Source organism: Chryseobacterium taeanense (assembly GCF_900099685.1).
GTDB classification, from domain to species: Bacteria; Bacteroidota; Bacteroidia; order Flavobacteriales; family Weeksellaceae; genus Chryseobacterium; species Chryseobacterium taeanense.
The window spans coordinates 281,882-295,743 of record NZ_FNDW01000002.1; the positions used below are offsets into that span (position 1 = coordinate 281,882).

Below are 13,862 nucleotides of genomic sequence, written 5' to 3' on the forward strand. Positions count from 1 at the left end.
AAGTTCATTACCGGATACAAAAAAGGAAGCCTTTACCGGCTTCCTTAATTTATTATATCAATGGTCTTTTACATTGCCTTACTGTTAAGGTTGGTATCCGCTACTTTTGTTAGCAGTTCGTCACATTTTTTCTCTTCTTTTAGTGTTTCCAGAAGATGTTTCAGGCATTCTTCTTCTTTTAGGACTTTTGCAAATGCGGCAAGTGTTCCGTACGTAGCAATTTCATAATGTTCTACTTTTTGTGCTGCTGCGATAATTCCTGCATCTCTTACCGTTCCCGGTTCAGTTTCTTCGATAATGCTTTTTCCTTCATCAAGAAGTCCCTGCATGGCATCACATTTTTTTGCCTGCGCTTTTTTACCTAATGCTTTAAAACAGTCTTCAAGCCTCTCTACATGGGTTTCTGTTTGTCCGAGATGATCTTCAATGGCAGATTTCAGCTTTTCGTCCGTGGCATTTTTCATCATAGTCGGTAATGCTTTTACCAATGCTTTTTCTGCCCAATAGATATCTTTCAATGAATCTTCAAAAAGATCTTTCAGTTCTTTCGCTGCGTTTTTTTTAGCAGGAGTTTTTGCGGTAGTTTTAGATGATTTTGTTTTAGTTGTTGCTTTTTTTGCTGGTGTTTTAGTTTCCATATTAAATTATATTTAGTGATTTTTGATTTGATAATGAATGTACAACTATAAGACCATCTTGCCCGAAAATGTTTATATGTGGTATGTAAAGATTAATCTTACGGAATTAAATTTAAAGAATGTATCTATTTGAAATCCAGTAGTCCTTCGGTAAGCACCTTCCATTGTATTTTTGAAAACCCGAATATTCCACCCAAAGCAATTATTAAGTTTCTGATTTTGTCGATAAAAGTGGCATTGAAATTAGGTTTTTCATTACGGCCATAAATTCCAGCTTTTAACATGTTTCCGTCTTTTTCGATCATAAAAGCAGATGTTGCAGAATGGCTGTAAAAATGGGCAATATGTCTTGCATGCTGACCGGGTACTTTTGTGGGGCGACATAATATAAGATATGATTCGTATTGATCTCTTTTCCTGTGCATTATATTGGTAATCTTTACCCAGTCGTATCCGTTAGCTTCTTTTGAACCCGGACCGGGAATTCCGATTCTTATAAGATCCCCCATTTGAGGAATTCTATCGATTGGCTCTCCGGATTTACTGAAATGTCTGAATTCGGATGATGTTTTGCCACAATATTTTTTCCATTTATTAATGGAGAACAGACGCTCTTTGAGAATACTAAATTTAGCATCTATTTCATTGATATTATATTGTCTTATGCTTTCAGTATCATGGAATCCGCCGCTTTTCTGATGTGGAATTCCCTGAATATTTTTCGGTTTCATATGTTTTATATTGTGGTGTTAAACAAAGATAACCTCTTTAGTCATGATCTGCTATGAGTAGAATCATAATAAATTCATTTATAATTAATTGAATGTAAATGAAAGATCATTTATATTCTAAAATAGAAAACCTGAGAACTTCTCCGAAGTCCCCAGACAATCTACTAATTTACTAATCTTTACTAATTTTTACTTTTTTATTTAATCAATTTCTTACTGCTTTATAATCTTTTTTACTGAAGTTTTTCCATTGTCGAAAGTTGCTTTAAGCAAGTAAGCACCTGTTGGAGCATCAGAGATATCAACACCCTGATCTATAATTTTTGAATTTACAGCCTGTCCTGAAATGCTTGTAACCTCAACGGCTTTTATTTTTTTATCACTTTTAATAGTAACAATTCCATGGGTAGGATTTGGATATACACTGAATGTATCGTTGTTTTTAACATCATTTACAGCTAAAGCATTCAATGAAATTCTTTTTACAATAGTTCCGTTTTGAGAGTAGGCAAGAACAAGATAATTGTTAACTGGGTCTATAGCGATATCGTTATAAGTACAAACTCCAGATGATACAAAATCGCCACCTACCTTTTCCCAGTTTCCTGTAGAAGCATTTAATGTATATACAGTGTTTCTTCCATGATCCGAAAAAGAACTGTCCCAAATACAGGCAACTATATATGGAGTTCCGTTTGGCGAAACAGCAATGGCTGTATTGTTGACCACAGTATCAGAAAAGTTTGCATTCCCAACCTGTACCCAGGACGTACCGTCAAATTTCTTTACATTTAATTTTCTTCCTTCAGCTGTGCTTGATACATACACTACATAAGGCGTACTGTTGTATAAAGCAATATCCGAATAAGAATTGTCTGAACTATAAGCATTTCCTACATTTGCACCACCAACCTGAGTCCATGAATCTGAAGAGCTGGCGTTGGCATTTATGCTGTAAACATTTACACCACCATTGCTTATCTGGCATGTGTAAATTTTATTGTCTGTGCCTATAGCCATTTCTGCAAACAATGCTCCACCTGCAAAACCTGCATTTCCTACCTGTTCCCATACACCGTTATTATATCTTCTTACCGTTCCGGAACCGTCTGCTCCATAGGCAAAAAGCGTATTAGAAGCTGAAACCGCCAAAGCCTGATACGTTAAACTAGAAGTGGTAGAAGATGGCATAGAACTCCATGATCCCGCGCTGTATTTTCTGACTTCCATACCGGTAGACGGATAGCTGGCCTGATTGCTGTAATAGACGTTCCCCTGATTATCAGAAGCCAATGCGCTATAAGTTGCAAAGCTGGTTGTAATTCCCGGTGATCCTCCCAGATATGACCAAGAAGTTCCGTCGAATTTCTGCACAGATCCTTTCGTTACAGATACATCATAATATGAAATATAATAATTCCCGGAAGCATCAATTGACAAGTTATTAAAACTTGAATTTCCTGCTGAAACAACTGTCGAAGAACCTACATTATCCCATGACTGGGCATTTGCAAAAAGATTTAGCCCTAGTCCGAATAAAATAATAGCTTTTTTAAAATTAAAATAAGAGTTTTTTACCATAGTTTTATAATGTTTAATGAATGTTAGTTTTTTGAATTATAATTTTAATTGAATTTAAATTATATTGTGATTTTAATATTTTAAAAAGCTTTAACAAATTTATAGATTGGTTTGAATAAAAGGTAATTTATTTGGTTATTTAATGGAAAATTAGATACTCATTTCATACTTTAGCTTGTTATTTCGTATAATTTTTGATTTTTTAATAAAAATCAGAATATTTTTATATCTTAAATATTAATGAATTTTACTCGTTTTTATAAGAATATATTTTTAATAAATTTTAAATTTTCATGAGTGTAAAAACCTTTAAGTATCAAAATTCAAAACTTATTAGAAATAATTACAGTTAATGTTTTTACAAGTATTTTAATGTTGAACTAGAATTTTTAATGGCAAATTTTTAAATGTGAGAATTCTATTGGAAATTTTCGCTTGTAAATATGGTAATGGTAATAATATATTATGGCGAAATATGTAGAGATATTTATCTTATGTAGGCAATTCAATTCTATTTTTGATTTATTATTAAATTTTAAATTTATAATAATTTGATTTATTGCAACTTATGATTCTGTAATTGTTTTCGGGATAAAAAAATATTTTTACATTTGTCCTGTAGCTATTTGTCTGAAAGTCGAATTTTATTTTACAATTCTATAAATAAGTTACACCTACAGTACGTTTAACATACTTACAAATGATGAAATATGAAAAATCAAGATTATTCAGTCTTCGGGACTTCACGCTCTTTCAAAGACTGGCTTCATGATCCTGCAAATCCCTTGGTTTATTGCATTCTAACTCTTGATGGGAAGGAATTTCTTACAAAAAACAGTTATACTGTAGAGCTTCATCAAAAAACAGCAGATCACGATTGTTTTACCATTACAGTTCCGGACGATGCCTTGGATAGTTTTGAAGGTTATGTGATGGAACATTCTAAAAATCTTTTGGGTAAAAATATCAATATTTCCTATTGGCGGTTTGGTAAACTCTGTCAGATGTTTTCCGGAATCGTGGGGTGTATCCGGAACAGAAAAGATGAAGGCGGAGGTTACGGAACTTTATCCATCACAGGATATGCTCCGAGTATTTTACTGGAAAGCGGAAAGTGCTGCCGAAGCTTTGAAGATAAAACCCTGGAAGATATCATTGCAGAAGTCACCGAAAATTATCCTCAGGAAGCTAAAGTAAAAACGGATATTCTTAATACTAAACATATTTTAGCTTATACTGTACAGTATAAAGAATCTGATTATCAGCTAATCAGGAGACTGGCAGTACGTTATGGAGAGTTTTTCTATTATGATGGTGAAAATCTTATTTTCGGATCAATGACTCAGCAACTCGTCAATCTTGAGGAAAATATTGATTTAATTGATGTAGAATTTGAAATGAAAATGAGCGCTCAGGATTTTATTTATACCTCATATGATGCCCAAAGCGGATCCAAAATAGAAAAAGACAGCAGCAGACAGCAATCTGAATTTAAGGTAAATCTTTTCCAGTCCATTGGAATTAACACTTCAAAGCAAATCTTTTCAAACAAACCTAAGATGCATTTTAATCATACCGGAATCAGCAATGATGCTGAGAGAGAACTGGAAGAAGCTGTGCGTCTGGAGAAAGAACGTCGTGAGAACTTAATACAGGTGAAAGGTAAAAGTAAAGATCCCGATCTGAAGATAGGAGGAAGGGTAAAACTTTCGGATATCAATGGCAAAGCTATGGAAACATACAGAATTATTGAGATCAGACACATACATGAAGGCGGTGACGATTATTATAATGAATTTATCGGAATTCCGGATTTATTTAATGCTGCTCATTATATTGATACGGAAGCTGCTCCCAAAGGTGAAGAACAGCCAGCTAGAATAGTTGATAATAACGATCCTCTGGGAATGGGAAGACTAAGAGTGCAATTTCCGTGGCAGCAGGAAAGGGGAGATAAAACACCTTGGATAAGGCTTATACAGCCACATTCCGGAGCGGGAAAAGGATTTTATTTTATTCCTGAAATTGGTGAAGAGGTTTTGGTTGGTTTTGAAGGTAGAAATGCAGAAAAACCTTTTGTAATGGGAGCGCACTATAATGGAAGTGAGTTGAGTGGGTACGGAACGTCTGATAACAGCATAAAAGCCATCCACACGAGAAGCGGACATATTTTGAAATTTACAGAAGACGAAAGCATTATCCTAACAGACAAAAGCGGAAATATGATGATTTTTGATACGGCAGGAAGCAACATTACCATTACCGCACGTGAAACGATGACTTTCAATTGTAAAAATATGAACATTAATGTGGGAGAAAATATTTCTACAAGTGCAGGAAATAACATTAGCGTTACTGCTGGTAATGATATTACGGAGACCGCAACGGGAAATAGAATGGAAATTTCGGATAATAGAACAGAAATAGTACAAAAAGATTACACCAGACAGTCCGATACTTCAGATATCTTTGCTAAAAAGATAACAGCTATTAGTTCTGAAGAAGATATTTTGATACAGAGTGCAAAAACTGTACATATGAATAGTGGAGAAAAAGGAACTAACCATTAACCAAGAATATTATGGCTATTATAAAACAAGCAAAAAACATAAAAATAATAACATCTAAAAAAGATGTTGTTATTATAGGGAAGTTGAGTATAAATACTCAAAAAAAAATGATTTTTGATGCCATTGAAGATAATTTGGAGTTTAACTCTATAAAAAAGATAAAAGCAGATGGGCGGGGTTAGTTATGGTAATTGGTTTTCAGTTAAAAGAGAAATATTTCCTACTTCTGTAAATTTTGAATGCTTTAAAATTGTAGAGTATAATATTGCTCTTAATGAAACAAGAGAGGTTAAATTTAAAGTAGGTGGAAAAAATGATGATGAAAAGAGGGATATAAAATTTGAACTAAATAATTCTAATATTTCTTTGTCTACATCAAGCTGGAGTGCTGAAAATGAATGGATGTTAAAAACTAAAATTACAGGAAAAAAAATTGGAGATACCATAATTACGGTAAAAGTAGAAGGGAAAGCACTTAACACAATTAAAGTAAAATGCATAAATTATAAAGATGTGTTTTCTAATACAGAAGCGAAAAGATTGATTGATGAGATAGATTATATAAAACCAAAAGCTGATGCAGAAACAGCTCCTGAATATGATGAGAATTATTGTATGCAAGCGGCAGAGAGAGGAATATCAGAATTATTAAAAAATTATACCGACTTTTATTCCGTAGAAAGAGGAACGGATAAGCATAGAAATAGAATCGGTTTTTCTAGTTTAACAGCTATAGACAGGGGAAATAAAATCAAAGCAAATGGTTTTGTTTCAAGTCAGCTTGAGTTTAATGATTATTCTATTGATCATACAAAAAGAAAATCAATTATAGATTCAGCAAGTTATGGTAAAGTAAAATATGATATCATCAATTTTAATACAGACGGTAAAAATAAGTTATTCAGTTATTTTGAAAATATTATTAGTAATAAAATAGGATTTCATGTTTTTTATTTTACCGTTACTAATGGGTTTCATACTTTACTTTTATTAATTGACAATTCCAACCCTTGTGATGCCAAATATTCTATTTATGACCAACATGGCATTACATCTTCTTATGGAAAGTTCGGTGATATTGCAGAAGGGTTTAGAAAACAAACCAGTTGGACTTTTGCTAATACTTGTCTAAATAGGTTTAAATCAGGAAAATCTACACAATGGGATTCCACTAAAACAATATTATGGAAAATTCAAAGAAAGTAATATTTTATTTTGTGTTACTAATTCTAATTTTTTCTTGTAAAGGACAAGAAAAAAATGACTTTATTCTAAAACAGAACAACAATGTTTTTGTTAAATTACCATCTTTATTGGGAGAAAGAAGAGAGAAAAATTTTTTTGTTAAAAATGATACCGTCTTTTTCAAAACGGTGAAAATTAATGACATTGAGACAGAAATTAAAAATAGTATTGATATTGAAACGTTTGCTCTCATTCCAATTAATATAAGGGAAAAAAAAGAAATAAATAATCCTTATTATCTGAGCAATCCTTTTTATAATTATTTCAAAGATAGAAACTACATATATATATATAGAGATGATTTGCCAACCCCAGAATTCTTTCAAATTGGAAAAGCAAATGAATATAAAATACTTGGAGGAGCATATGTGAAAATAAACAAAAAAATTTATTGGAGAGGAATTGAAGTTTTAAACGCAGATATAAATTCATTTAAAGTTGTTAATGTTCAAAGAAATAAATCTGAATGGCAGGCTTCAATCGGCATGGATGAGAAACATATATATTCTGGAGATAAGGTAATGGATTATGAAGAATTTTCAAAACATTATTTTTTGAACGATCAAATCCTTAGCTGGTGCAAACTTCATGATTGTACTATAAAATAATGATATGAATAAGATGTAATAGCCACGACTTTATCTGACAGTTAAAGTTTAAAAATAATTGTGGTAGTGTCATAATTGTCCGTTATCCAATATTTCCCTTACTTCCAAAAGTAAGGATTTTTTGTTCCTCTGCAAGAGTTTCTAATAATTTCTCTTTTGCCATAGGTTTACTATCTAGAAACGTCTGCATCGGTGTTTTACCATAACAATGTTTTCCTGAATATTTTGGTCTAAAAATATACAATGTGATTAAATTGACTTTCTCCAAGAAAAACCAAATAAACATTTTAGTAAAAATTTAACTTTAATAAAAAAAAAATTAAATTTAAACCTATTATCTTTGTATAAATCCACATTTTTAAAGAAAAAGCTTTCAAAATCCTGTATAATGTTATTATTTAGGTCTTCAGTATTTGTTTATATTTTTACACTTTTTACACTTTTTAATTCGAAATGGACTAAAATGTCTATTGCGGAGGTACTGATTACCAGATATTCAACACAGGAAGGCTATAATATTATTTCAAAAGCTTACAAAAATGTAAAGGCTGTTCAGGTCAATATCAAAAATTTTTCTAAGTTTTTTAATCACGCAGATATTGGAGAAACCGGTCAAAGAACTTCCAGACATTATTTTGAAAGCTTTATAATTGTTAAGAACTTTTTTTCTAAAACAATTTATTGCTTTGTAAAGTCTTATCTCCATCTCCTTCAGTTATTCTAAAATCAGACGATCCATATTCAGTTTATTTTTCGTCAACCTTTAGTAATAAAATCCCCTATAATGAATATTAAAAGTACCATCTGGTGCATTTTTGCATTAGTATGCGCAATGTCATGTGGCAAAAACACACAGAATAAAAATAAGACCAGCAAAGAAGTTCCCGTTTATATAGTCAAACAAGAAAATACTTCAGTAAGCAACCAGTTTGTTACCGATATACAAGCCAAAAGAAATGTCGAAATCCGCTCAAGACTGAACGGAATTATCCAGAAAATATATGTCAATGAAGGACAGTCGGTAAGAAAAGGGCAGCCATTATTTAAGATTAATGATGCCGAATTACAGATGGATCTTCTTAAAGCAAATGCTACCCTTAAACAGACTCAGGCCGATGTTCGGATAGCCGAGGTTGAATTAAGACAAATAGAAAGCCTTCATGCTAAAAAATTCGTCGCTAATAATGAACTTGAACTTGTAAAAGCAAAATTATCATCCGCGAAAGCTAAAAATGCCTTTGCAGATGCAGAAAGAAAAGCGGTTCTGCAGAAGATAAGTTTCACAACAGTCACAGCACCATTTGATGGTGTTCTCGATGTTATCCCGCACAAAGACGGAAGCCTCGTGACAAACGGAACTCTTCTTACCACTTTATCGCAGCTAGATGAAGTGTATGCCTATTTTTCAATCCCGGAGAATGTCTATTTTGAACTTATAGCTCATGATAAATTAGGAAAACACCAGAAAATTGAATTGACACTTCCCAATGGAGTCGCTTATCAATATAAAGGTAAATTAAAATCAGCTGAAAGTGAGATTGACAGAAAAACAGGCTCAATCCGTTATAAAGTGCTGTTTCCAAACCCGGATCATTTAATTAAGCACGGTGCTTCCGGAAAACTAACAATCTCTGAAATGCAGAATAATGCACTGATGATTCCACAGAAATCTACTTTTTCTATTCAGGACAAAACATACATCTTCCTGGTCGATAAAAATAATAAAGTTAAAATGACCAATATTAAGGTAGGAACCGCTCTTAAGGATTCTTATCTGGTGGAAAGCGGACTCAAAAAAGGTGATCTTATCATTTATGAAGGGACACAATCGCTTAAAGATGGTGACGAAATCAAAATTAAAAACAGGCTTTAATTCTTAGATAATCAAATTATGGTAGAAATGTTTATAAAGCGGAAGGTACTTTCGTTGGTAATTTCCATTGTCTTTGTTTTGGTAGGAATTATGGCGCTTACGAAAATGCCCATCACACAATTCCCCGATATAGTTCCTCCATCAGTAACCGTTACCGCAAAATATACAGGAGCCAATGCAGAAGTTTCAGCAGATGCTGTTGCTTTGCCATTGGAACGTGCCATCAACGGTGTTCCGGGAATGACCTATATGTCGACTGTAACTTCAAATGACGGGTTAACTTTAATTCAGGTATTCTTTGAAGTAGGAACCGATCCTGATTTAGCTGCAGTGAATGTTCAGAACAGGGTGACAACAATTCTGGATGAGCTGCCGGAAGAAGTAATCAGAGCAGGAGTAACCACCGAAAAGGAAGTAAACAGTATGCTGATGTATCTGAACATTACAAGTGCAGACACCAGTCAGGATGAGCAGTTTATTTACAACTTTACAGATATTAATGTTCTGCAGGAGCTTAAACGTCTCGATGGAGTAGGCCGGGCGGAAATTATGGGACAGAAAGAATATTCAATGCGCGTCTGGCTAGACCCTCAGAAAATGGCAGTGTACAATATTTCAGCAGATGAAATCGTGACTTCACTTCAAAAGCAGAATATATCGGCCGCTCCGGGAAAAGTAGGAGAATCTTCAGGAAAAAAAGCAGGACAACTGCAATATGTTGTAAAATACAAAGGCAAATTTTTCGAACCCAAACAATATGAAGAAATACCGATTCGTGCAGACGAGCAGGGAACAATTTTAAAGCTGAAAGATATTGCAAAAGTAGAATTTGGTGCCATGACATACGGAATGGTTTCAAAAACCGATGGCAGGCCTTCCGCTTCTATTATGCTGAAACAGCGGCCAGGTTCCAACGCTTCTGAAGTTATTCAGAGTGTAAAAGATAAGATGGCTGAACTAAAAGCAAATTCTTTTCCGCCCGGAATGAATTACAATCTGGCGTACGATGTTTCCAGGTTTTTAGATGCTTCAATCAGTGCGGTTTTACATACATTAATCGAGGCGTTCATTTTGGTAGCGATCGTAGTTTTCCTTTTCCTTCAGGACTGGCGCTCTACATTAATTCCTGTTTTAGCAGTTCCGGTTGCGTTGATAGGAACATTTGCCTTCATGAATATGCTTGATTTCTCGGTAAATTTATTAACGCTTTTCGCTTTAGTTTTGGCTATTGGTATTGTTGTAGATAATGCAATTGTCGTCGTTGAGGCCGTTCATGTAAAAATGGAAGAAGGTTTCACCCCTTTACAGTCAACGGTCATTGCAACAAAAGAAATTGCAGGAGCTGTTGTTGCGATTACATTGGTAATGTCTGCAGTATTCATACCTGTTGCCTTTCTGAATGGTCCTGTAGGCGTTTTTTATCGCCAGTTTTCACTTACCCTCGCCATCAGTATTGTGATTTCCGGTATTAATGCATTAACCCTTACTCCGGCTTTGTGTGCATTACTTTTAAAACCTCTCAAACATCATAAAAAGAAAAATCTTGCTGATAAGTTTTTCATTAAATTCAATGCTTCACTTGATAAAGTAACTAAAGGGTACGTGAAAATTTTATCAACCTTTGCGACAAGAACGACCGTAACTTTTGGTTTACTGATATTATTTATTGTATTAACCTGGGGAGCATCCAAATTTTTGCCCTCAGGATTTATTCCTATGGAAGATCAGGGAATGGCTTATGTAAGTGTGACAACGCCACAAGGCGCAACTGTGGAGCGTACTGAAAAAGTGCTTGATCAGATTACAGCCATCGCTCAAAAAATAGACGGAGTAGAAAATGTGACAACACTTGCAGGGTACAGTGTGGTAACAGAAATTGCTGGATCCTCGTACGGTATGGCCATGATTAATCTTAAAGACTGGAAAGAAAGGAATAAATCTGTAAATGAATTTATCAGAGAGCTGACGGCAAAAACTCAGGGTATTTCAGATGCGGAAATTGAAGTCTTTGCTCCACCAACGGTTCCCGGATTTGGAAATACAAGTGGTTTTGAGCTTCGTCTTTTGGATAAGACAGGAGGAACTATCGAAAATACAGATAAAATCACGAAAGATTTTGTAAAAAAACTCAATGAAACGCCTGAGCTGAAAAATAGTTTTACAAGTTTCGATGCCACTTTTCCCCAGTATATGGTGAACATAGATTATGATATGGCAGCAAAAAAGGGCATTTCTGTTGATAATGCGATGTCGACGCTACAGACAATGTTGGGCTCTTATTATGCAACCAATTTTATAAGATTCAGACAGATGTATAAAGTGATGGTTCAGGCCAGCCCGGAATATCGGGACACTCCTGAAAGCATTTTGAATTTATATTTAAAAAATGATAAAGGAGAAATGGTTCCGTTTTCAACATTTATTACCATCGAAAGAGTTTACGGACCGGAGGTATTAACACGGTATAATATGTACATGTCTGCAATGATTAATGGTGAAGCTTCTGATGGTTACAGTTCCGGGGATGCTATTGCAGCAGTGGAAAGAGTAGCAAAACAAAGCCTGCCAAAAGGATTTGAAATTGAATGGTCCGGAATGACGAGAGAAGAAATCCTTTCAGGGAATCAGACCGTCTATATTTTCATGGTCTGCCTGGTTTTCGTTTACCTTCTGCTGGCGGCACAATACGAAAGTTTCCTGCTTCCACTACCTGTTTTATTAAGCCTTCCGACAGGAATTTTCGGGTCTTACCTTGCATTACTGGTTTGTGGATTAGACAATAATATTTATGCACAGGTAGCATTGGTGATGTTGATTGGTTTACTGGCTAAAAATGCCATTCTGATCGTAGAATTTGCCGTCGCAAGCCACAGAGACGGAAATGAAATTATCCCCGCGGCCATTGAAGGAGCAAAACAACGTCTTCGTCCGATTTTGATGACTTCATTTGCATTTATCGCAGGATTAATTCCGCTGTGTGTTGCTTCAGGAGCCGGAGCGGTTGGAAATCGATCCATCGGAACTGCAGCTGCAGGAGGAATGTTGATAGGAACCGTTTTCGGATTGATTATCATTCCAGGATTATATATTTTTTTCGCAACCCTTGAAAACAAAAAGAAGAATGAAACGAAATAAACTTAAACCGGTATTTTGGAGTGCTGCAATAATAGTATTAGCATCTTGTGCCGTTCCAAAAGTAACCACTATAAAAGAAGTAAAAGAAATTCCGTCACTTAATATTTCAGAAACTATTCCCAGTAATGGCGATTTTACCGGAATTAATCTGAATACATATTTCACAGATGAGAATCTTCTGGAACTTTTTGAACAGGTAAAACGGGCAAACCCTGATTTCAAAATTGCCCGGCAAAGAGTTGAAATGGCCAACAGTTTCCTGAAACGTTCCAAAACACAGCTGCTGCCTTCGATGGAAGTCGGCGCAGTAATATCGGGCGACCGTTACGGGAAATATACAATGGAAGGAGTGGGGAACTATGATACCAACCTTTCCTCAAACATTACCGAACAACAGAAAATCAATACGGATTTTACGCCAAATTACTGGATGGGCGCAAGAAGTAACTGGGAAATCGATGCATGGGGAAAACTGAAAAACAAAAAGCTTTCGGCACAGAACAAATTTTTAGCCTCAAAAGAAGGACTAAAATTAATTCAGACAGACCTCTTTACAGATATTGCCAATTTGTATTATGATTTAATTACTTTGGATAAGCGCCTTAAAATTTATCAGGATAATTACAATTTGCAGAAAAGAGCCTTTGAAATCATCAAAGCGCAGAGAGAAGTAGGAAAAGTAACCGAGTTGGCAGTACAGCAGTTTAAAGCACAGAATAACAACTGGCTGGCGGAAATTGAACATATAAAAGTAGAGATTGTGACTGTAAAGCAGGCAATTTCTACGCTTACAGGGGTTTATGGAGATGATATCAAAAGAAGTGAAAAACTCTTGGATACCAATTATGATATACTCAACAAAAACATCGATGTAGATGCCGTAATCCATTCCAGGCCGGATGTGGTTTCAAATTATTATACTTTACAGGCTTCACATGCAGATGCAAAAGCAGCAAGAGCAGCATTTTATCCGAGAATAGATGTAGGCGCTACCTTCGGGCTAAATTCTTTTTCTGCGGAAACTCTGTTTAAGCCGGCATCTTTGGCGGGACAGCTTTTGGGAGGATTGATGGTTCCTGTTTTTAATAAAGGACAATTGAAATATGATTTTAATATTGCCAACAGCGAACAGGAAATTGCATTTCTGAACTATCAGAAAAGCGTGACCACAGCATTCAATGAACTTCAGTCGATCCTGAAGCAAACTAAAATTTTTCATCGTGTGTTGGATTTGAAACAGGAAGAAGTAAAGTTCCTGGATAAAGGAATAGAAGTTTCCAATGATCTTTACATTACGGGGTATGCCAATTATTTTGAATTAATTAATACCCAGAAGAGTAAGATTCAGGCAGAACTGGCATTACTAGAATTTCAGCATGAAAATACAAGGAATAATGTATTGCTGTTTAAGGCTTTAGGTGGCAGAGTCGAATAGATTTAGTATTGATTTTCTCTATCGTAAATACGTCGAATGATACCTT

11 protein-coding genes are annotated in these 13,862 nt (G+C 34.8%); 8 read left to right on the forward strand and 3 right to left on the reverse strand.

The genetic code is table 11. The features are described from left to right. Positions 1-68: 68 nt before the first annotated feature. The 3 genes from BLR30_RS04295 to BLR30_RS04305 form a co-directional block, all read right to left on the reverse strand. Complete coding sequence (locus BLR30_RS04295; RefSeq protein WP_089855290.1) at positions 69-638, reverse strand: YciE/YciF ferroxidase family protein; 570 nt, start codon at positions 636-638, stop codon at positions 69-71. A gap of 125 nt (positions 639-763) precedes the next feature. Then, on the reverse strand, positions 764-1,369 hold the full coding sequence (locus BLR30_RS04300; RefSeq protein ID WP_089855293.1) for a hypothetical protein: 606 nt from the start codon (positions 1,367-1,369) through the stop codon (positions 764-766). A gap of 213 nt (positions 1,370-1,582) precedes the next feature. Continuing rightward, the gene (locus tag BLR30_RS04305) at positions 1,583-2,950 is read right to left on the reverse strand and encodes a T9SS type A sorting domain-containing protein (protein ID WP_089855297.1); all 1,368 of its coding nucleotides are present in this window, start codon (positions 2,948-2,950) and stop codon (positions 1,583-1,585) included. 710 nt (positions 2,951-3,660) lie between these two features. Here BLR30_RS04305 and BLR30_RS04310 point away from each other — a divergent pair. From BLR30_RS04310 to BLR30_RS04345, 8 genes are all read left to right on the forward strand, one after another. After that, complete coding sequence (locus BLR30_RS04310) at positions 3,661-5,520, forward strand: type VI secretion system Vgr family protein (RefSeq protein WP_089855300.1); 1,860 nt, start codon at positions 3,661-3,663, stop codon at positions 5,518-5,520. A gap of 11 nt (positions 5,521-5,531) precedes the next feature. Beyond that, complete coding sequence (locus BLR30_RS17650; protein ID WP_175443599.1) at positions 5,532-5,702, forward strand: hypothetical protein; 171 nt, start codon at positions 5,532-5,534, stop codon at positions 5,700-5,702. Then, entirely contained in the window at positions 5,689-6,726 is a 1,038-nt protein-coding gene (locus BLR30_RS04315) for a hypothetical protein (RefSeq protein ID WP_089855303.1), read from the forward strand. Before BLR30_RS17650 ends, BLR30_RS04315 begins: the two co-directional genes overlap by 14 nt. Continuing rightward, positions 6,705-7,373, forward strand: coding sequence for a DKNYY domain-containing protein (locus BLR30_RS04320; protein ID WP_089855306.1), 669 nt, complete (start codon positions 6,705-6,707; stop codon positions 7,371-7,373). The genes BLR30_RS04315 and BLR30_RS04320 overlap by 22 nt, the downstream gene beginning before the upstream one ends. A gap of 463 nt (positions 7,374-7,836) precedes the next feature. Continuing rightward, positions 7,837-8,097: a hypothetical protein gene (locus tag BLR30_RS04330; RefSeq protein WP_089855313.1), complete on the forward strand. Its 261-nt coding sequence runs from the start codon at positions 7,837-7,839 to the stop codon at positions 8,095-8,097. A 60-nt stretch (positions 8,098-8,157) separates the two neighbouring features. Continuing rightward, positions 8,158-9,246 (forward strand): efflux RND transporter periplasmic adaptor subunit, encoded by a 1,089-nt coding sequence (locus BLR30_RS04335; RefSeq protein WP_089855317.1) that lies wholly within the window; start codon positions 8,158-8,160, stop codon positions 9,244-9,246. Between the two features lie 18 nt (positions 9,247-9,264). Then, positions 9,265-12,381 (forward strand): efflux RND transporter permease subunit, encoded by a 3,117-nt coding sequence (locus BLR30_RS04340; RefSeq protein WP_089855320.1) that lies wholly within the window; start codon positions 9,265-9,267, stop codon positions 12,379-12,381. Continuing rightward, entirely contained in the window at positions 12,368-13,816 is a 1,449-nt protein-coding gene (locus BLR30_RS04345) for a TolC family protein (RefSeq protein ID WP_089855323.1), read from the forward strand. The genes BLR30_RS04340 and BLR30_RS04345 overlap by 14 nt, the downstream gene beginning before the upstream one ends. Positions 13,817-13,862: the final 46 nt, after the last annotated feature.